The 21,041-nt window shown below is 38.6% G+C and carries 21 protein-coding genes and 1 other RNA gene; 13 read left to right on the top strand and 9 right to left on the bottom strand.

Annotation, left to right across the window (positions count from 1 at the left end):
* Positions 1–83: 83 nt before the first annotated feature.
* Positions 84–2,354 (bottom strand): PBP1A family penicillin-binding protein, encoded by a 2,271-nt coding sequence (locus DTK66_RS06135; RefSeq protein ID WP_191668097.1) that lies wholly within the window; start codon positions 2,352–2,354, stop codon positions 84–86.
* Positions 2,355–2,365: 11 nt separating this feature from the next.
* On the bottom strand, positions 2,366–2,980 hold the full coding sequence (gene recU / locus DTK66_RS06140) for a Holliday junction resolvase RecU (RefSeq protein ID WP_191668098.1): 615 nt from the start codon (positions 2,978–2,980) through the stop codon (positions 2,366–2,368).
* Between the two features lie 184 nt (positions 2,981–3,164).
* Between recU and DTK66_RS06145 the strand changes: the two genes are divergently transcribed.
* The 5 genes from DTK66_RS06145 to DTK66_RS06165 all read left to right on the top strand — a co-directional run bounded on the left by DTK66_RS06145 (position 3,165) and on the right by DTK66_RS06165 (position 6,702).
* A complete protein-coding gene (locus tag DTK66_RS06145) occupies positions 3,165–3,734 on the top strand; it encodes an SLOG family protein (RefSeq protein ID WP_191668099.1) in 570 nt (189 codons plus the stop codon).
* Between the two features lie 75 nt (positions 3,735–3,809).
* Positions 3,810–4,175, top strand: coding sequence for a cell division regulator GpsB (gene gpsB, locus DTK66_RS06150; RefSeq protein ID WP_153929864.1), 366 nt, complete (start codon positions 3,810–3,812; stop codon positions 4,173–4,175).
* A gap of 37 nt (positions 4,176–4,212) precedes the next feature.
* An RNA gene (gene rnpB / locus DTK66_RS06155) (RNase P RNA component class B) lies at positions 4,213–4,589 on the top strand.
* Between the two features lie 401 nt (positions 4,590–4,990).
* Positions 4,991–5,455: a class Ib ribonucleoside-diphosphate reductase assembly flavoprotein NrdI gene (locus DTK66_RS06160; RefSeq protein ID WP_153929865.1), complete on the top strand. Its 465-nt coding sequence runs from the start codon at positions 4,991–4,993 to the stop codon at positions 5,453–5,455.
* 92 nt (positions 5,456–5,547) lie between these two features.
* Positions 5,548–6,702 carry a THUMP domain-containing class I SAM-dependent RNA methyltransferase gene (locus DTK66_RS06165; RefSeq protein ID WP_191668100.1) on the top strand — a complete coding sequence of 385 codons (1,155 nt, stop codon included), beginning with the start codon at positions 5,548–5,550 and terminating at the stop codon, positions 6,700–6,702.
* A 45-nt stretch (positions 6,703–6,747) separates the two neighbouring features.
* On the opposite strand, the gene DTK66_RS06170 is transcribed toward DTK66_RS06165, so the two are convergent.
* The gene (locus tag DTK66_RS06170; RefSeq protein ID WP_153929867.1) at positions 6,748–7,137 is read right to left on the bottom strand and encodes a ribonuclease HI family protein; all 390 of its coding nucleotides are present in this window, start codon (positions 7,135–7,137) and stop codon (positions 6,748–6,750) included.
* Between the two features lie 42 nt (positions 7,138–7,179).
* Here DTK66_RS06170 and DTK66_RS06175 point away from each other — a divergent pair, with 42 nt between their 5' ends.
* The 5 genes from DTK66_RS06175 (at position 7,180) to DTK66_RS06195 (ending at position 12,582) form a co-directional block, all read left to right on the top strand.
* The gene (locus DTK66_RS06175; RefSeq protein ID WP_153929868.1) at positions 7,180–7,572 is read left to right on the top strand and encodes an EbsA family protein; all 393 of its coding nucleotides are present in this window, start codon (positions 7,180–7,182) and stop codon (positions 7,570–7,572) included.
* Entirely contained in the window at positions 7,573–8,019 is a 447-nt protein-coding gene (gene lspA / locus DTK66_RS06180; RefSeq protein ID WP_191668101.1) for a signal peptidase II, read from the top strand.
* A 3-nt stretch (positions 8,020–8,022) separates the two neighbouring features.
* The gene (locus tag DTK66_RS06185; RefSeq protein ID WP_191668102.1) at positions 8,023–8,934 is read left to right on the top strand and encodes an RluA family pseudouridine synthase; all 912 of its coding nucleotides are present in this window, start codon (positions 8,023–8,025) and stop codon (positions 8,932–8,934) included.
* Positions 8,935–9,013: 79 nt separating this feature from the next.
* Positions 9,014–10,096, top strand: coding sequence for a carbamoyl phosphate synthase small subunit (locus tag DTK66_RS06190; RefSeq protein WP_191668103.1), 1,083 nt, complete (start codon positions 9,014–9,016; stop codon positions 10,094–10,096).
* A complete protein-coding gene (locus DTK66_RS06195; RefSeq protein WP_191668104.1) occupies positions 10,096–12,582 on the top strand; it encodes an ATP-binding protein in 2,487 nt (828 codons plus the stop codon). The genes DTK66_RS06190 and DTK66_RS06195 overlap by 1 nt, the downstream gene beginning before the upstream one ends.
* A gap of 148 nt (positions 12,583–12,730) precedes the next feature.
* On the opposite strand, the gene DTK66_RS06200 is transcribed toward DTK66_RS06195, so the two are convergent.
* On the bottom strand, positions 12,731–14,416 hold the full coding sequence (locus DTK66_RS06200; RefSeq protein ID WP_191668105.1) for an NFACT RNA binding domain-containing protein: 1,686 nt from the start codon (positions 14,414–14,416) through the stop codon (positions 12,731–12,733).
* 226 nt (positions 14,417–14,642) lie between these two features.
* Here DTK66_RS06200 and DTK66_RS06205 point away from each other — a divergent pair, with 226 nt between their 5' ends.
* Both DTK66_RS06205 and DTK66_RS06210 read left to right on the top strand, forming a co-directional pair.
* Entirely contained in the window at positions 14,643–15,521 is an 879-nt protein-coding gene (locus DTK66_RS06205) for a DegV family protein (RefSeq protein ID WP_153929873.1), read from the top strand.
* Positions 15,518–16,162: a hypothetical protein gene (locus DTK66_RS06210; RefSeq protein WP_225209015.1), complete on the top strand. Its 645-nt coding sequence runs from the start codon at positions 15,518–15,520 to the stop codon at positions 16,160–16,162. Before DTK66_RS06205 ends, DTK66_RS06210 begins: the two co-directional genes overlap by 4 nt.
* A gap of 65 nt (positions 16,163–16,227) precedes the next feature.
* Here DTK66_RS06210 and DTK66_RS06215 read toward each other — a convergent pair whose 3' ends face one another.
* From DTK66_RS06215 to DTK66_RS06225, 3 genes are all read right to left on the bottom strand, one after another.
* Entirely contained in the window at positions 16,228–16,884 is a 657-nt protein-coding gene (locus DTK66_RS06215) for an HD domain-containing protein (RefSeq protein ID WP_191668107.1), read from the bottom strand.
* A gap of 136 nt (positions 16,885–17,020) precedes the next feature.
* Positions 17,021–17,665, bottom strand: a complete 645-nt coding sequence (locus DTK66_RS06220; RefSeq protein ID WP_191668108.1) for an endonuclease III domain-containing protein — start codon at positions 17,663–17,665, stop codon at positions 17,021–17,023.
* Between the two features lies 1 nt (position 17,666).
* Positions 17,667–18,515 carry an alpha/beta hydrolase gene (locus DTK66_RS06225; protein ID WP_191668109.1) on the bottom strand — a complete coding sequence of 283 codons (849 nt, stop codon included), beginning with the start codon at positions 18,513–18,515 and terminating at the stop codon, positions 17,667–17,669.
* Between the two features lie 159 nt (positions 18,516–18,674).
* Between DTK66_RS06225 and DTK66_RS06230 the strand changes: the two genes are divergently transcribed.
* Entirely contained in the window at positions 18,675–19,199 is a 525-nt protein-coding gene (locus DTK66_RS06230) for a GNAT family N-acetyltransferase (protein WP_191668110.1), read from the top strand.
* A gap of 127 nt (positions 19,200–19,326) precedes the next feature.
* On the opposite strand, the gene DTK66_RS06235 is transcribed toward DTK66_RS06230, so the two are convergent.
* Entirely contained in the window at positions 19,327–20,670 is a 1,344-nt protein-coding gene (locus DTK66_RS06235) for a PFL family protein (RefSeq protein ID WP_191668111.1), read from the bottom strand.
* Positions 20,671–20,687: 17 nt separating this feature from the next.
* Positions 20,688–20,954: an ACT domain-containing protein gene (locus tag DTK66_RS06240; protein WP_153929885.1), complete on the bottom strand. Its 267-nt coding sequence runs from the start codon at positions 20,952–20,954 to the stop codon at positions 20,688–20,690.
* Positions 20,955–21,041: the final 87 nt, after the last annotated feature.

Below are 21,041 nucleotides of genomic sequence, written 5' to 3' on the forward strand. Positions count from 1 at the left end.
GTACTTAATATTGTAGAGCCGAAAAAACGACCAAAGCTATTCTAATTAAGAATAATGCTTTGGTCGTTTTCTATCTTAAATTATTATGGTTGAGGAGCAGTACTTGGTTGTGTAGCTGGAGCCGAAGAAGCAGAGCTAGAGCTTGCTGCTGGGGCTGATGAACTAGAACTAGCCGGGGCACTGCTTGACGAAGATGGTTCATTACGATTGTTTTCGCCATTGTTATGATCTTCTGGTCTGCTTTCACTGCTACTACTAGAAGACGAACTTGATGAAGATGATTCCGAAGAACTCGATGATGAACTATCAGAATGGCTATCTGATGTATCTTCGGTATATTCAAATGCCCATTTAGAATCACGAATTACTAATTGCCGTTTACCTTTTACACGGACGGCTTCGACAGTATCAGGCATTGTCCAGTCAGAAGCATGGTTTTGACTATCAAGATATTGCATAAGGTCTTTGTAAAGTAGCTGTGCTGACTTGACGTACTGTTCAGAGATGCTGCCACCAGGTTCGAGAGGGTGATCATAACCAGTCCATACGGCAATCGAGTAGTTTTTAGTATATCCAGCCATCCATGAATCCATTACACCAGATTGACCTGAATTTCCTGGGTAGTTGGTAGTACCAGTCTTACCAGCTTGGTTAACCCCGTCAATCTTAGCAGCAGTGGCGCTACCTTGCGAATCAGTAAAGACGCCTTTTAGCATATCGGTAATCATATATGCAGTAGCTTTATTCATTGCACGGCTACCTTTAGGATTAAATTGTTTTACATTACCGTCTTGAGTTGTAATCGAATTGATATAGTAAGGCTTGTAGTATGTTCCGCCATTAGCAAAAGCAGCATAAGCAGCCGAAACTTGAAGTGGCGAAATATACAAAGCAATCCCATTTTGTAATGTGTAAGGTTGCTTTTGTGAGATACCAAGGCCATCAAGGAAGGTAGTTGCCCGCTTAATTCCAACTGCTTGTAGTGCACGAATAGCAGGAACATTTCGAGATTGGACGAGTGCTTCACGCATTGTCATCGTCCCCTTGTATTTTTTATCAAAGTCATGAAGAACAGTATTTGTTCCCGGGAAAACAAACTTTGTATCAGCAAGGGGCTTAAATGTAGGCCATTGCAGATATTCAATTGCAGGACCATAATCCATTAAAGGCTTAGCCGTTGAACCAGAGCTTCGGTTACTTTGCACGGCCCGGTTAAGGCCATAGACAACATTTCCGGTATGACGACCACCGAGCATAGCTATAATTTGCCCGTTATGTGGATCGGTAACCGCTACCCCGGCCTGCATTTTATCATTTTGGAATTGCACGCCGCCATTAGCCGCATCGTATAAATGTTGCTGGGCGTCTAAATCAAGGTTAGTATGCACTTTTAATCCATCACTGTATGGGTTATATCCTTGAGCTTGTAAGTCTGCTAGAACTTGTTTTACATAAGGATCGACAACTTTAGCCTTCGCTGCTGTTCCACTGCCAGAAATGTTGCCGTGATCGGGGTCTAATCCAGCAGTGACACTTTCACTAGCTGCTTGGTTTGCTTGAGCTTGACTAATATATTTGCTCCGAACCATTGCATTTAATACTTCATTTCGCCGTTGTGTTGCATACTTAGTATTATTTACTAATGGATTATAGTAGGTTGGCGATTGCGGCATTCCGGCGAGGAGAGCAAGTTGTGAAAGGTCTAGCTCATCTAAATCCTTACCATAATAATATTGGGCCGCTGTTTGCATGCCGTAAACACCATTCCCCATATAAACTTTATTAATATAAAACTCGAGAATTTGGTTTTTGCTAAAGTGTCGCTCAACATTAGTTGCCAACCATGCTTCTTGGGCTTTGCGTTTTAAGGTCCGGTCAGAAGCTGCTGTAGAGAAAACCGATAATTTAACTAACTGTTGAGTTAACGTGCTTCCCCCTTGCATCCCAGATGAACGACCGAAAAGATTCGAGGTTGCCGCTCCCATGATTCGAATAGTGTCAACCCCGTGGTGTTTATAGAACCGCCGATCCTCAATAGAAACAACAGCTTCTTTTAGCTGCTTGGGAATCTGATTATTTTTAGCATACTCTCGTTTCTGTGCTCCCAAACGAGAAATTACTCGATTTTGATCATCATAAATTGTCGTAATACTTTGACTTGTTAGATCATTTCTACTAATTTTAGGAGCACTGGAAGCGTAGTAGAAAAATAGTGCTGCTGAGGCAACAATTAGTAGAACGGCGATTCCTACTGCCCAGAGCAGGATCTTTTTTATTAAGCCGCCAACATTGCGTTGTTGATTGTCATCATTATTATGACGCTCACTACGCGTTGGCCGATTATCATTTGACATAGTAAACTCCTTTACGCTTTTGCAGCAATTATTTTATCAACGGCGCTTAGGTATGGTAGGCGCGGATTAAGTTGATAATGAATTTGAAAGCCTTCTTTGGCGATGTCTGTTCGTAGAATTGACTTACGACCGCCACTCTGCTGTTGGTCCCAATATTTGAAAAGGTTTGAAGCCGGGAGAAGGTAGAGTAAATCAAGCTCTGTAAACTTTATGAAGGCAAAACAAATTCCACCCTGTGCTACACATTCACGCATATGTTGAATTTGGTGAGGATGAAAATTCTTTAATGGAAAAGAATTTTTGTTACGGGTTTCTTTGGCATCAAAATCAATATAATAACCCCGATACACGCCATTATAATCAGTTGTCGAAGGACGACGGAAATAGGCTTCACGAATAACAGCTGCGCTCCGCTTAGGGTAGTCGACTTTTACAAGCTGAACAGGAGTCGGCTTTTTATGGATAACTGCAATATGACGTGCAAGATAATATTGATTACTATGATTAATCTCATCCTCTAACGACATCCCACGTTTGGCATAGATTGATTGATGTGGTGTCGGTAATTCTTTATGTGTATTATAGTGTTGTACAGGTTGCTGACCATTGGGATAGTGAATGGTCACATTGATCACTCTCCTAACTAGAGACCTATTATACCAGACTACTTGCCTAATGAGTGATACAAGATGATTACAAAGTTGGATATAAGTACCGCCATAACGATGTTTATTACCAATGCTTTTTGAAATCATGATGGAAGACGTATTTTGTTAGTTGAATAAAATAATGATAATTATGGAGGAGTTTATGAAACGTATATGGATAACTGGTTATCGAAGTTATGAATTAAATGTTTTCAAAGATGATGATCCGAAAGTCAAAGTGATCTTGGCGGTTCTTGAAAGGCATTTAAGAGCATTGTTAGAACAAAGTGAAGAAGAATTATGGGTGATTACTGGACCGCAAATGGGTGTCGAGCGATGGGCAGTTGAAGTGGCAGCACAACTAAAAAGTGATTTTCCGCAATTGAAAGTTGCAATGATGTTACCCTTTGCTGAGTTTGGCAAGCAGTGGAATGAAGAAAATCAAGTAAAACTTACTAGTGCCACTCAAAAAGTAGATTTTTTTGCGAATGTTTCTGCAAAACCATATCAGTCACCACAGCAATTACGAAATTATCAACAATTTATGCTAACTCATACTGATGAAGCGCTTTTGCTTTATGACCCAGAACATGAGGGGAAGACGAAGTATGATTACGTAGCAATTCAGAAATTTTTGGAAAATAGTAATTACCAATTAAGGATAATTGACTTTGATGAGCTACAAGAAGAAGCCAATGAGTGGGAAGAACGCCAAAGAGAAAATTATGAATAAATAGACTTGCAATTACGCCTAGGTTTGGTATTATAGTTATTGGATTACGCAAACTAAACAATTGAGGTGTTTAAGTTGGATAACATAAAATTTACTCCACAAGATATTTTGCATAAGCAATTTAAGGAGAGAAATATTGGCAAAGGCTATGATGAAGCGGATGTTGATGCTTTCTTAGATGATGTTATTAAAGACTACGACACCTATAATAAAGAAATTGAACGTTTAAATGATGAAAATGAACGTTTGAGAGCAAAAGTTGATGAGTTAAACCGTCAAGTTGAGGTAGGTTCTTCGATGAGCAACCAGACAACTTCACGGCAACCAGTATCTAGTGCCACAAATATGGATATTTTGAAACGTTTGTCTAACCTTGAACGGCGGGTATTTGGTTCCCAATTGGATGGTAACGATAATAATAATGATTCACATTTGCTTTAGTGCGTGTCGTATAAGATTTAGTTTATAATATTATGCAAGTTTTGGGTAATTGAGCACAGCTTTATGTTGTGTTAGGAAGGTCCATGCTCGCACAAGCTGCGATGCTTGTAGTGTTTGTGCTCGCTGAAAAGATAAGGCGGGGCGCCATTAATTTGGCGACGGCGGAAAAACAGACTAAGGTTTTACTATGTCTTAGTATTCCTGAAAAGTGCCACAGTGACGATACAGTATTGGAAACAGTACTGGTGGAACGCGGTAAACCCCTCAAGCGGTAAACCCAAACTACGGTAGGGGAGCTTTGGATAACAAATTGAAGTGATTCCAGGGGAGAGTATTTAGATACTCTGAGATAGATGATTACCTCGATATAATTATGCCTGATAATTATATTATGACAAAACATGGCCTACAGATTCTTGCATACAGGTGCCCGAGTTCGCTCGGGTTTTTTTATTGCCTAAAATTTGAAAATAAAGCATTGTAGTTATAACTTGATAATCAATTTTAAAGAAAATTTATTAAAAATATTTTTAGATAATTGCTTTATCCATAGTAGGTATATGATATCAACCTGCTAGCTGCTAATGGTTAAATATAAAAAATTGTAGTGAACAAAAAATAGTTATTTTAATTAATGAGTAAACAGTTTATAATAGTATAAGAAAAGGAGAGAAAAGAATGAATTTGATTAGATTTGTTGAATTAAGTTAAATTTCTATTGAACTTTCAAAGGCTTTTGGTACTGCTACTATACTACTGTTAGGCTTGGTTATCACTAGATTAGTTAATGCAACAATATCAGATATTAGGGAATTATGAATAAGAAGATTACGATTGTATATATGTCATTTTCTGGAAATGTTCGGTCATTTGTTTATCGTCTTCAGGAATATGCTGCACAACAAAACCACTTAAATAACGACAATCCTGTTATTGAATTACTTGAAATTTCTGAACAGACGATACCAACGGAGAGTAAAACAGATTTCTTTGTAATTCTTCCTACTTATATGGTTGGAGGGAGTAGATTTACGCCAACTTTGACAGAAATATTGACCAATCCAATGAGAGATTATTTGGAAACAGATAATAATCTTGATAAATGTTTGGGTTTTATTGGAAGTGGAAATTTAACATTAGGTAAAATGTATGTTGTTACAGCTAAAACTTATGCTTATGACTATGATTTACCTTTACTAGCCGCTTTTGAATCTCGAGGCACCACGCGTGATATTGAGCGGATTTATAAAATTTTAACAGATAAGGCATTTGAAAAATAATTTTCAGATGCTTTTTTTATGTAGCTTCTTTTTACTTTTCTATAACTTAAGGTAGAATAAATATTAGAATATAAACGCGAGGAGAGTTTAATGTGCAAACATATCAGTTAATTGCTACAGCAGCTGCAGGAATTGAAGCACTGGTTGGCAAAGAATTACGTGATTTAGGATATGAAACTAAAGTTGAGAATGGGCGTGTTCGTTTCCAAGGAACAATGAAAGATGTAATCAGAACGAATTTGTGGTTGCGGACTGCGGATCGCGTTAAGATTATTGTTGGCGAATTTGATGCGCGAACCTTTGAAGAGTTGTTTGATCGAACAGAAAATATCGCTTGGGAAGATTTACTCCCATTAGATGCTAAGTTTCCTGTAGAAGGGAAAAGCCATAATTCTCAGTTACATAATGTTCCTAGTGTCCAAGCTATTACTAAAAAGGCAATTGTTCAGCGACTAAGCAAAGTATATCATCGCCGGACAAAACTAGCAGAGTCAGGTGCAACCTATCCCCTCGAAGTAGCGATTAATAAGGATCATGTCCTATTGACGCTTGATACTAGTGGTGAGGGATTATTTAAACGTGGTTACCGAAAAAATAAAGGTGGGGCGCCGCTTAAAGAAAATATGGCAGCGGCATTAGTCTTACTCGCCCATTGGTTCCCGGATAATCCATTTGTTGATCCTGTATGTGGTTCAGGAACCATTCCGATCGAAGCGGCGCTCTATGGTCATAATATTGCTCCAGGTATTAACCGTTCATTTATTTGTGAACAGTGGGTTAACTTAGTGCCGGATGGATTATCCGATGAAGTTCGTGATGAGGCTGATGCTGAGGCTGATTATGACATCGAGCTTGACATCCATGGATATGATATTGATCAAAATATGATTGATATTGCACAAGAAAATTCGCGCGCTGCCGGATTAACTCATGATATTCAGTTTAAACAATTAGCGGTTAAAGATTGGCATACAGAGAAAGTTAACGGGGTGATTGTTGCTAATCCACCATATGGAGAACGGTTAAGTGATAAAGAGTCGGTTCATGAATTATATCGACAAATGGGTGAATTATACCGCCCAATGACAACATGGAGTAAGTACATTTTGACAGCAGACATGGAGTTTGAAAAATACTATGGTGCAAAAGCTACTAAACGCCGTAAACTTTATAATGGTGCTTTGCGAACAGACCTTTTTCAATACTGGGGCAAAAAAGATCGCTCCAAGATCAAAGCGCTGAAATAGCAAGGTTTTCAAGCTGTTAAGCTAGTCCGAGAGGGCACAGGAATTTTAATTAAGCTTATGTAAAGCTTGGTTAGCAAGGTTATGAGCCCCGTTATTTTGACTTTCTGGAATCCATTGGGTAATTACTATATTGAAAAAAGCCATTAGGCGATTTAGGTCGTCTAATTCTTTTTTGTAATGTTTTGTATAATTTTTGCCAATTGCATCACTAAGAATGCGACTATCAGTATAAAATAAAATTGTTTCATTTTTACTGAAATGATTAATTAGGTACTTAAACCCAAATTGTGCAGCGGCGAATTCGCCATGATGATTATCCATTATGGTTGTAGGAATAGAAAGTTGAACCTGTTTGTGGTCTGCGATGATTACAGCGCCAATCCCTGTTGGACCGGGGTTACCTTTAGTTGCTGCATCTGTATAAATTTTAATCATAAACATACCTCTTTTCTGAAAGGATTTAACTGTGTAGATATTATGGAAGAAGAAACTCGTTACTTTTATCAGCCGGATTTAACCGGAACAATTATTTGCTGGTGTTGGACTTTTCTATTTTTTATTGCCGGATTGGTAACTTGGCTTGAAATAACACATTTCCAGTGGTTGAGCGCACTTTTCTTTGCTATTTTTGCTATATTAGCATTATTAGAATGGCGAAGACGGACAGTGGTAATTACGCCGACAAAAATGGTGTTTAACCGGCTGCTGCAAAAAAATTATTTAATTATTCCGATAGCCGACATTCGGCAGCCACAATTTACTAAGCACACTGTAACAATGACAGTTAATGGAGAAGTTTTAAACTTTACGTTTACATCTAAAGCAATTGCTCGTTTAAAATTAGCTCTTAAGCAACAGGAGGTACAATAATTGCTACTTAGTTTGACTGCAGTAATTATCTTAATTTTAACAATCTGTGACCAATTATTAAAACATTGGGTTGCAACAACGATTGCGATTGGTGGAACTAAGCCGCTTATTCCTGGAATAATTGAGTTGACAAATCTGCGGAATACTGGGGCGGCATGGAGTTTATTTGAAGGCCAGCAAACTTTTTTTACTATCATAACAATTATTGCAATTATTGTTATTGGCTATTTTATCTGGCATTATCGCCGAAATGTATCAATGTTAGTGGGGCTTGCCTTGATTATGGCAGGGACCATTGGTAACTTTATTGACCGTGCTACTCAAGGCTATGTAGTTGATATGTTTGAAACGACATTTATCAGCTTTCCGGTATTTAACATTGCAGATATGTGCTTAACTATTGGCGTTTTATGGCTAATAGTGTGTATTTTAAGGGAGAAAGACTAGGATATGCCAGAACGATTAGAACTAACAATTGACAATGAACTGACAGGACGAATTGATAAACAGTTAAGTCATCATTTTGAACAATTCTCACGCTCACAACTTCAACATTGGATTGAAAACGGGCATGTATTAGTTAATGATAGGCAAGTAAAACCTAAATATAAATTAGTGGTTGGTGATGTCGTAAAAGTATTTCCAGAAGAGCCACAAAAAATTGACCTAGCACCGGAAAACATCCCCTTAGACATTGTTTATGAAGATGATGATGTTATCGTTGTTAACAAACCGCAAGGAATGGTGGTTCATCCAGCACCAGGACACCCTGACCATACCCTTGTAAATGCCTTACTATATCATTCGCCGCTATCAACGATTAATGGGGAGTTTCGTCCAGGAATCGTTCATCGGATTGACAAGGATACTTCTGGATTACTGATGGTTGCTAAAAATGATATGGCTCACCGCTCTTTAACAGCACAACTAAAGGCGAAAACTAATAAGCGTGAGTACGTGGCATTAGTTCATGGAGTTATCAAGGAAGATAAAGGGACAATCGATGCTCCATTAGGCAGATCATTAAAAGACCGAAAAAAACAGGCAGTAGTAGCGGATGGACGACATGCGGTTACTCACTTTACTGTTTTAGAACGATTTAAGGATTATACCTTAGTCTCGTGTCAACTCGAAACTGGCCGTACACACCAAATTCGTGTACATATGAAATATATTGGTCATCCATTAGCAGGGGATCCGCTATATGGACCGCGAAAGACGCTTCCAGGTAATGGACAGTACCTCCATGCCCGTTTATTGGGATTTAAGCACCCCCGCACTGGCAAAGAAATGGTTTTTACCGCGCCGCTGCCGTCATACTTTAAGAAGATGGTGGAGCATTTACGTAAAACTGACCAATAATTCACTTGTGTTTAGTAGTAAGAACGTTCATAATAACATTGATCAGTTAGTAACAAAGTTGTTTTAGGAGAGTGGTAAAGTGGCAGCACGATACCTAATATTTGAAGATGGTTCGGTCTTTGCAGGAGAGGGTTTTGGCTCTCCAGCGGTGACTTTCGGGGAAGTTGTATTCAATACGAGTATGACTGGTTACCAAGAAATTATTACTAATCAAATCTATAATAATCAAATTGTTGTTTTTACGCAGCCTAATATTGGTAGTTATGGAATTCAACGAAATATATACGAAACAATTGTGCCGACGATTAAAGGAGTTATCGTTCGCTCACTTTCAGATGCAGCAATCGATAACGGACGGCAACTGACACTAGATAAATATCTTCAACAAATGAATATTCCTGGAATTACTAATATTGATACTAGGGCAGTTGTTCATAAATTGCGAAAAGCAGGCAAGCCATTAAAGGGGAGTATTGTTCCGGTTCCAGATGACCATGCTTTTGATCAGCTTCATGCGACAGTTCTAACTAACCAACAAGTAGCCCAGGTATCCACTCCGAAGCCGTATCCTAATCCTGGGACAGGTTTAAGTATTGTTGTCATTGACTTTGGGTTAAAACACGGAATTTTACGTGAACTTAGTCGGCGAAAATGCAATGTTACCGTTTTACCATATACCGCTACATCCGAAGAAATTTTGCGGCTAGACCCTGATGGAGTAGTTTTATCTAGTGGTCCGGGGAATCCGCAAAATGTCCGCAAGTCAGTTTTAGAAATGATTCGTACTGTGCAAACAAAGGTGCCATTATTTGCAATTGGTCTAGGACATGAATTGTTTGGAATTGCCAATGGCGCCAATGTAAAGCCAATTCCTGTTGAGCATCACGGGATGAACCACCCAATTCATGAAATTATTACGGACCATATCGTATATGCAACGCAAGGCGAAGGCTATATTATTGATCGTAATTCGGTTGATCGATCGCAATTATTCATCACGTATGTTGATATGATTGATGACAGTGTTCAGGGATTACGACATCGACGCTACCCTGCTTTCTCGGTACAATTTTTTCCGGATGGGGCACCTGGACCAGACGAAACAGATGGTTTATTTGATGAATTTGTTGATACGATGAATAGAAGGGAGGCTCATCATTAGTGACAAACCTAAAATCTGTGTTAATTATCGGCGCTGGTGCAAATGATGTACAGCATGGGGATGAACTGGATTCTGCCATCTATCAAGTATCACGTGTTTTTAAAAACATGAAGATTAAGACAATCTTGGCTGATGATAATCCATTTTCTGTGAGCCTAGAAAAAGTTGATGAAGGGCGGATTGTGCCATTAGAAGTGGATAGCCTTGTTAACATCATTAATGAATTTCATCCGGATGCTATTTTACCGACTTTGGGAAATCGGCGTGCATTTGAGCTAACCCAAGAATTATTAGAAAAGGGAATTATTCGCAAGGAAAATATTCAGCTGTTGGGAGTTCCGGAAGCTACTATCCGACAAGTGAATAGCGCGGTCCTCCTTGAGCGGACGCTTCGACAAATGAATGCACCGACTAAAAAGATTGTTACAGTCAATAATTATCAAGATGCGTTAGATGAGGCAAATAAGCTAGGGTATCCAGTAATTATAAGGTCTGTTTTACCTAAAAGCAGTAGTACACGAAAAATCGTTCATGACCGGAGCGAGCTTGCCGACGCGGTAAAACAGTGTCTCAATCAGTCACGGGCAGAGCAGGTTTTTGTTCAACAGAGTCTGGCGGGATATAAAGAAATAGAAGTTATTGTGCAGCGTGATAGCTCCGGAACGATGATGATGTTGTCAATGATTGAAGATATGGACCCCATTGGTATTCACGCGGGTGATTCGATTGCTTTTAATCCGGTGCAGACGCTACTTGATCGGCAAATTCAAGATATTCGTGATACAGCATTTGCAATCACTCGTAAATTACGAATTGTTGGGACTAACCATGTCCAGTTTGCGCTTGATACTAATAGCGACCGTTTTTACGTTATTAAAAGCAGTCCATATTTTGACCGCATGACTGCCTTTGCGGCACAATCGACGGGTTATCCAATTGCGCAGGTGACTGCCCAGCTATATGCGGGTAAACGTCTTCGGGATATTGACTTGGGTGATAAGTATGTTCATCACGCAGCACTTGTTGAACCAACAATGGACCACATTGCAGCGCGGGTACCAGTATGGGGATTTAGTGAATTACCAAAGGCCAGTAAGCTATTAGGAACTGAAAAACGATCTGTTGGAACGGTCTTTGGTATTGGGCGTAGTACGATTGAAGCACTATTCAAGGCTATTGAGTCCCGTTATCACGAGCCAACAGATTTTCATTTAGCAGCGCAAAAGCAATTAACTGACGACCAACTTATTGCAAAAATCGTCCATCCAGAAGCAGGAAGGTTGTTTGTACTAATTGAGGCAATGCAACGAGGATATTCAGTTAGTGAATTGTCCGAAATGACAAAGATTGCGCCATTTTATTTTGCACAAATTAACAAAATGCGGTTATTAATCCGCGAGATTGCAGAGCATCCAAATAAAGAACCAATTTTGCAAAAAGCAAAGAGTTATGGTTTGAGCAATCAGTTAATCGCGAAGTTATGGAAAACCTCACCTGAGCAAGTTTATCAAATGAGCCGTGATCATCAGCTAACAACAAAGTATAAAGAAGTAGAACCTTCCGCAGGGGAATTTGATCAGCATACGGGAATTTTTTATTCAGCATACGAGGAAGAAAATGAAATAGCGAAAACTTCACAACCGAGTGCGCTTGTAGTTGGAACCGGTGGCTTACGGTTAGGTTTAAGCAATGCCGGTGACTACTTTATTGCAATGCTTTTGCAGGAATTACGAGAAGAAGGGTTTAATAATATCATTATTAATTCTAATCCTAGCTCTGTAACCCTTAGTCCAGAATTAGCACAAAAAAGATATATTGAACCAGCGGCTGTCGAAAATATTTTGCAAATTTTACAAGTAGAGCAACCACAATATTTGTTTATTCCCGCTAGCTACAATCATTTATTATCTGCATTAGCGAACTATGAGTTGAATACAAGGTTGATTATTATTCCTGATGACTTGCCGATAAATCCTGCGGGAAGCGATCGCCAACGTTACGCATTTAATTACGTTTATGATGGGGAATATGCATATCCGTTGGGAACGACAACTAATCTTTTTTCACCGTTAGCTTTAAAATATCAATCAACATCTCTTCGGTATCCGGCAGATTTGCCAGCTAGTATGTATCAAAATATTGGAAAACAGGCTAGCGCAGCAGTATCAAAGGTGGATAAACCTGGTTTATATCAGGTTATTTTTGAGCAAGCAGATGATGGTTTTAAGCTGTTAAAAACTCAGCCATTATCATTACCAGAGGTGGCCTTTTTGTCAAAAGTACTCCATATAAATCTTCCGGGAATTTTTACGAGGTTATTTACTGATAATGTAAATAACGATATTAGTAATTTACTAGTATACGAGCCGATGCCGGGAACTGTTACTTATCGAGCGACCTTTCCCTTTAAGGCATTACGAGTTAAGGGTGGAATTCCAGCACGGAATCGTGTGATTGGCGCGCAAATGCAATTTTTAGAAAATTAAAAATATTGTGACAATTTATATACAAATAGCGTGTACGCAAAGAGGGCTCTAAAGCTCGGAAAATCCGAACTCTGGAGCCCTATTATTTATGCTTCCTGTAGTGAGAATTGACAAAGAGATAAAAAGATAAATGCCTCACACGCTCTTGCTATTTATTAAGCTTACGGGGTGTCACATATAAAGTCTTTTGCCCGCGAAAAATCACAAAACCTGGTTTAGCACCGTTTGGCTTATGCAATTGTTTAACTGGTAAGTAATCAACCGGAACATTATCTGAGTCGCGTCCTTTGGAAAAATATGCGGCAAGTTCGGCTGCTTCTAAAAGGGTCTTGTCGCTTGGCTTGGTTGAACGAATAACTACATGTGAACCGGGCATATCTTTAACGTGTAGCCAAATTTCATTTTTATTTGCGAGCTTAAAGCTGAGACGGTCATTTTGGAGGTTGTTTTTACCTACCAATACTAGTGTCCTGTCGCTAGTATGAAATTCATCAGGAGCACTCGGCTTGACTTTGCGTTGCTTCTTACCGTTTTTCTTCTTTTTGATGTAGCCTTGATCTTGTAATTCAAGGCGGATCTCTTGAATATCTGCTGGTGCCGCTAATTTGATTTGACTTTCAATATTTTCAAAGTATTGAATTTCATCTTCTGTTAGCTTTAGCTGTTTATTAACATACTCGACAGAAGTTTTTAGCTTATTATACTTAGTAAAATATTTTTGAGCATTTCGCGATGGTGACAGTTCGGGTGAAAGCTTAATTTTCAACAACTTATTATCATCGTAAAAATTAGGAAGTTCGATTTCTTTCATTCCAGGAGTTAATTTACTAAGATAAGTAGTAAGGATCTCTCCACAGATGCGGTATTGGTCTGCGGTAGCCGCGTCCTTTAGTTGTTGCTGTAGTTTTTTGACTTTCCGTCGATCCTTTTTAAGTTCATTTTTTATAACTTTTAATACTTGACCAGCTAATTCTTTTGACCGGTCCTGCTCTGCCTTATTAGCATAAAAGGCATCCAATAAGGCAGAGATAGAATCAAAGTGTTGTAGCATTGATTTAGAAACATCAACGGGGGGAAAAGCAGCAAATTGTTTTTTGCCATTTGGATGAGTAATAATTACCGGAGTCGGATTGTTAAAATGATCCAAAAACTTTTGGTAGGTCGTTGGTAAATTATCACTTTGTAACAGTTCTTGTGCTAATTCTTGTGCTGACTCTTTACCGAGGCCTTGATAATGCTGTTGCAAATTACGTGCTAAAGTTTGTAAATCAGCTGTTTGTTTAACGAGGTCGCTATAAACTTGATTTGGTAGATAAGGATTAATTTTGCCTTGTTGAGGAGGCATAACAAAAGTAGCTCCTGGCAATAAAAGACGAACACGGTTCTGGTCAGAACCAACATGCTTAATTGTATCAATGATTTTTCCATTTTTTTGATTAACTAATGAGATGTTGCTGTGGCGTGCCATTATTTCAATAATAAGAACTAATTGTTGAGTATCCCCAAGCTCATCTCTGGTATCAAAGGTCAATTTGATAATTCGGTCGTTATCTACTTGCTCAATTTTATTAACAAGGGCTCCTTCAAGGTATTTGCGCATTGTCATTGTGAAATTGGTGGGTACTGCAGGGTTTTTATAAGGAATATTTGTTATTTGGACTCGCGGATAGGTTGGATTAGCGGAGAGCAATAACGGATAATTTTTTCGGTGAGCCCGGATAGTGATTATTAATTCGGCAGGGTAAGGCTGACTAACTTTGGCTACCCGGCCAGTTGTTAATTTTTGATTTAGCTCATGAACAATTGCATGAGTAAAAAAACCATCAAAAGACATAAGTTAATCCTCCTAATAATTATAGTTTTTTGTAAAACGAAAATAGCATTATTAATTATACAGTTTTGAACTATCAATGAAAAGTAATGTCGCTTTAGTGAACATATTTTTAGTTGGTTTAGTGTCGGTGATGTGGTATGCTTTTTGTATTATGTGGGTAAAATCCGCGTAAAAAATGCAATTATTATTTTTAATTATACAATTTTTAGAACATGGAGTTGATAAGATGAAAATTGCTGTTGTTACTGACAGCACTGCCTACCTTTCTCCAGAAGAGGCGGCGGCTAATAATATTCATGTTGTCCCAATCCCAGTAACGCTGGACGGTCAGACATACCGTGAGGGTGTTGATATTTCTACTAGTGATTTTTACGAAAAAATGGCAAATTCTAGTTCTTTTCCTAGTACATCACAAACACCAATTGGTCAGCTAATGGAAGTTTATCAAGGATTAGCTGATAAAGGTTATGATGCTGTAATTAGCATTCATCTGACAAGAGCAATTACAGGATATTTAGACACTGTTGAGCAGCTTGCTGAACAAATGAAAGATACTATTAAGATTATTCCTTTTGATTCACATTTGACAGTTAAGATGATGGGACATTTAGCCCTAGAAGCTGCTAAATTGGCTAACGAAGGTGATGACCTTGATGACATTATCAAAAAAATTACAGAGTATCGTGATACTTTCAATAATGTTTTTGTAGTTGATGACTTGCAAAACTTAGTACGTGGCGGGCGCCTTTCTAACGCATCGGCATTTGTTGGTTCGATTTTAAAAATCAAACCTTTACTAACTATGCATACGCCAACACATGCAATTGAAGCTTTTGAAAAGGTACGTTCAATGAAAAAGGCTAAGCTACGGTGTGAACAAATCTTTAATGAAGATATTGCCAAACTTGATTATCCTGTTCGCGCAATGGTTGTTCATGCTGATGTTCCTGAAGAAGGACAAAAGTGGATGGATAAACTTCAAGAAGATCATCCAGATATCACATTTGAATTAAGCTATTTTGGTCCAGTCATCGGTGCCCACTTGGGTAAAGGTGCATTGGCATTAGCATGGATGCAAGATACAGCAAAGAAGCCTTTAGCATGAAGAAAAAACAAATTTTAACTAAAACACTCTTGACGATTGTTGCTGGAGTGTTAATGATTCTCATTTCATTTACTGGTTTTCAGACGATCCTACCAACTGGTGAGGCATTCATGCCATTAGCTGGTGTGATTACAGTCGGTATAGCAGTAGCGCTAGGGATTAATATCTCGCTTATTGTGACGATTATTAGTACAATTATCATGATTGTTATTGGGACTGCTGACTGGGTTGTCCTTGTTGACTTTATTGTCATTTTGATTGTAGTCGGGTTAATCCTTAATAAACAAGTTCCGCTATCAACAGATCTTAATCATCAGCAGTTGCTATGGTTAGCTATTTTTACTGGCTTAGTTCAATTATTCTTCATATCAATCTTTTATGGCTTGATTGGACTAGTCCTCACTGGTAGTCCGGCAGGCGGTTTAACCTTTGTCCAGCAAATTATTCCGAATGCTTTATTAACTGGATTATTATATGGATTCTTGGTTGCACCAATATCATTAATCTTTCGCTGGGTTGCACGAAAAGCCTTGCATGTTAATGATCACCATGATGATTCAAATGATGGGTCTAGTAATAATCATGGAGGTTCAATCATCGTTGATTTAAGTAACCAAAAAAATAAAAAAGAAGATAAATAAATAATATGTCCCTAGCATTAGGATTATTGCCTGGTGTTAGGGACATATTTTAATAAAATACTATTCTATTTTTCAGCATTCCATTCTGCATGAAACTCATCGAGATAATTAAGCATGACTTGTTGACGGTGAGTAGCAATCTTTTTGGCAGTTGTGGTGTTCATCATGTCTTTTAAATGCAGGAGTTTTTCATCAAAGTGGTTAATGATTGTTTCGTTGGCTAAGTTACGGTACTCTTCACGGGACATATTATGACGAGGTTTAATTGCCGGATCGTAAATTTTTTCATGGTGACCACCCCCGTAATAAATTGCCCGAGTGATTCCGATAGCACCAATTGCATCTAGCCAGTCAGCGTCACGGACAATCTGACCGACAATTGATAATTTAATTTGCTCACCATCGAGGGTATGTGCAAAAGAAATGTTATTAATGACGTTCATAATGTTGTTAATCTGATCGGCATTAAATTTATTTTCTTGTAAGTAAGCTACTAATTCTTGCTTTGCGGTTGAAACATTGGTAACTAATTTTTCGTCAATTGTATCGTGTAAATAGGCGGCTACAATTGGTAAAAACGGATCAACATTTTCACCAATTGCTAGTCGTTTGCTCATCCTAACAACGCGGTTAATGTGATCCATTCCATGCCCGGTTTTATCATGACTGAGTTTACTGAGGGCATACTTCTTTACGGCTGCTAATTGGTCTGCTCGTTTCATTCCGATACCTCTTTTTCTGATTGGTTCTCTCACTATTAAATACTGAATTGTTATTATCGTCAACAATTTATCGAATATATCAACCTTATTACGGTTAGTGATTAATTATTTGATAAGGCATCAGTAAATAAACTAATCAAGATAAGATTAAGCGGTCACCGGCGAGGAAACTATCATTAAATTTGCTAAGCGGATGAAAATAAATTTTACCAAATTCATCAATAAGACCGTGAAAGTCTTTGGCGATGGATGCAGTGAAACGATCATCATACTGGTAGCGTTTAGCCAAACTATTGTAGTTAGTTAAATCTTTAATCCCTAGTAAGGTGAAAAGGGTCCGAGCATATTTATCACTGATGAATGTTGGAATTTCAAAAATATAAGTTAGTAACACGTCAGCTGTCTCTTGCCCGACCCCATGAAGTTTTAGCAATTCTTGGCGGAAGTTCGTAGGGTAACGTTTGGCGAGCGCGGGATAGTCAAAATCATATTGGGCTAACCACGAAAAGATAGTTTTAATGGCCTTGCTTTTATTACGATAAAATCCTGCTGGGCGTACTAACTCTTGTAACTCTTGATCTGAAAGAGATAAAATTTTTTGCGGGTTAAAGCTGGTTTTTTCTTCAAACAATAAACGTGCACGGTCAGCATTTTGCCAATTTGTGTTTTGAATTAATACCGCACCGACAATGATTTCTTCTTTTGATTCTGCAGGCCACCATCCAGACGGCCCCATGTTTTGGCGCATTTTTTGGTATAGTTGTAAGACAGTTAATTCCATTTTACTTTCCCCAGAAGAAATTCATTAGGATTTTATTAACTTGCGGGTTATGATGTAATAACTCGTGTTTAGCATTCGACCCTGTAATCTTGATTTCACGGTAGGAGCGAGGTCGATTATTAACTAAATATTTGAGTGACTTACAAGATGCATTAGATACTTGACTATCATTGCCGTTACTTAGGTCACCGTAGATATTTAATAATTTAATTTGCTTTGGATACCGATGGCGGAGGGCGAGCAACCGTTGATAGCTATCATTCATTGCAGACGGCTTACCAGTCTGTGAATTAACTGTTAGATTAGCTGGCTCATTCCAGCCAATCGCGCCATCGAAAGTTCCGGCCATGGCAACTTGCTTTTGAATTTGGGGTAAGTTACGGTTACCAGCATTAGTAAGCAAGTAATACATAACCGCCATGTTTCCCATTGAATGGGCTTCGATATTTACTTTTTTAAAATGGTATTTGGCTTGTAATTCTTCCAGCACATTTTTGACCCATTGTCCTTGAAGCGCGTAATCTGAGGTATGATTATCTTCAAAGTTTACTTTAACTAATGGGTTAATCGCCCCATGAGGAATATTTCCCTTCAAGGTAACAGTTCCATTACCTGCTACGTCCGCAGTAATGACGGTTTGGGAAACGCCAGCTTTAACGAAGCCGTTTACCATGTATTCTTCAGCATGCGCACCGCTGCCGTATCCGTGAAAAAAGAGGGTTGGTGTAGTGGAATGTACGTATTTACCCGATATTGCTGCATGGACAGTTTTGCCAGTCAAACCGAAGAAAATAAAAGTTGCCAGTAATGTAATTATCAATATTAAATTAAAGTTTTTTCGCCTAATCATTTTAGCGCCTTCTTTTAATGTTTAGTGTTATCATAGCATATTAAAGGACTAACTTTTAATAATTAACGGTTGTATTTAAAACGTAAAGTATGTTACAGTATTAGGGTTGTTTAACGAATAACATATTTAAATAATGTAATGAGAAGGGAAGGTAATACGATGCAAATCACACAAGCCAAAATGGATGATTTAAATCAAATTATGGAAATTCTGCGAGATGGTCGAAACCAGTTAGCTGAGCAGGGGATTGATCAATGGCAGGGCGATTACCCGAACGAAGAACACATTAAAGAAGATATTGAAAAGGGTTTTGCATACCTTGTTCAATCAGATGATGACGAGACCGTTGGAGCATTATCAATCGTTGAAGCACCAGACCACTCATATGATGAGCTTCATGGCGATTGGTTAATTGATACTGATAAGTACGTTGTTATCCATCGTGTAGCAATTCACTCCAACCATGCCGGTAAGGGATATGCTTCTCAATTGTTCACTAGTGTAATTGATTACATTAAGAAAAACCGGACAGATATTAAGACGATTCGGATTGATACTCATGTTGATAATAAGATCATGCAACATTTAATCGCCAAGAATGGTTTTACCAAGGTTGGCGAACTTCATGGGGTTTACCGTCCAGAAGAAAATTCTTATGTTTACGCCCTTTTAACAGGGAACTAATTAACGTTAGCATAATGCAAACAGCAGAGACGAAGGAAAGTTTTTCCAGTCTCTGCTGTTTTTTTAGAATAAATTAAATGTCAAATTGCATCTTCAACTAGCTAGTCAAGTTCTCAGAAGATTTTCTTTAATTCTTAAAACTGTGAACAGGGGCAGGGATAAGACCGCCACGGTTAATCATTGCTGTGCTTGTTGCCTTGTTAACGGCCATTACAGGGGCATAGCCAAGGAGGCCGCCAAATTCAACGGTATCACCGACTTTTTTGCCAGGTGCAGGAATAACGCGAACAGCAGTTGTTTTGTTATTAATCATTCCAATCGCAGCTTCATCAGCGATCATTGCACTAATTGTTTCTTTTGGTGTATCACCAGGAATTGCGATCATATCAAGCCCAACGGAACAAACAGCGGTCATTGCTTCTAATTTAGAAATATTTAATGTTCCCGCATTAACGGCTTTAATCATCCCAGCATCTTCAGAAACAGGGATAAAAGCACCAGATAATCCACCGACATGACTACAAGCCATAATTCCACCTTTTTTCACAGCATCATTTAACATTGCCAAAGCGGCGGTGGTTCCATGGGTTCCAACTTGTTCAACCCCGATTTCTTCTAAAACTTCTGCCACTGAATCGCCAGCTGCAGCAGTCGGTGCAAGCGAAAGATCAACAATCCCAAACTGAACCCCAAGTTTTTCAGCGGCAACGGTTCCCACTAATTGACCCATTCGGGTAACCTTAAAGGCTGTTTTTTTAATCGTTTCAGCGACCACGTCCATTGATGCACCCTTTACTTTTTCGAGAGCTGTTTTAATAACACCGGGTCCGGAAACACCAACGTTGATTACCACGTCTGGTTCGCTAACACCGTGAAAGCCACCAGCCATAAAAGGATTATCTTCAACAGCATTACAAAAGATGACTAATTTTGCATTGGTCATCATGTCAAGTTTAGAACCTTGCACGACTACGTCACCCATTTGTCTAACAGCATCCATGTTAATTCCGCTCCGAGTAGAACCGACATTAACGGAGGCGCAGACAAACTCAGTTTCAGCTAAGGCTTCAGGTAATGAAGAAATAAGGGTCCGGTCACCATTTTGATAGCCTTTTTGAACAAGCGCACTGTAGCCACCAATAAAATCAATTCCTAAAGTTTTGGCTGCCTTGTCTAAGGTTTTCGCGTATTTAACGTAATCGCGGTCGTGAGATGCTGCCGCAATTAACGCGATAGGGGTTACGGTTACGCGTTTGTTAGCAATAGGAATCCCATATTCTGTTTCAATTTGTTGGCCAACTTTAACGAGATCTTTTGCTTTCGTCGTAATCTTATCGTAAATTTTTTGGCAAGCAACGTCACTATCGCTATCAATACAATCTAGTAATGAAATCCCCATGGTTATCGTTCGAACATCAAGGTTTTCATTTGAAATCATGTGGCTGGTTTCATATATTTGTTGAGAGTTCATTAAAATACGCTCCTTAATTAAAGGTTATGCATTGCATCGTATATTTTGGCATTTCGCAGGTTAATTTCAACGCCAATCTTCTTACCGAGAGCAGTGAACTCAGTATTTAATTCGTGACTATCGAGTTCAGGCGGTACCATTACAGACATCATCATAACAAAATTGCCATCCATAATTGTTTGCGAAACATCTAAAATATTAATTTTCTTTTGCGCAAGTAAAGTACTAACTTGGGCAATAATTCCTACTTGGTCTTCTCCTAAAACAGTTAATACGGCTTTCATCCTATTTCCTCGCTTTCGTTTAATGCTTTAAATTCTAATACAATAAAAGAATAATTGCTAGATAACATTCGCTTTTTGGGGAGAAAT

It is taken from the genome of Limosilactobacillus walteri (assembly GCF_014830205.1).
GTDB classification, from domain to species: domain Bacteria; phylum Bacillota; class Bacilli; order Lactobacillales; family Lactobacillaceae; genus Limosilactobacillus; species Limosilactobacillus walteri.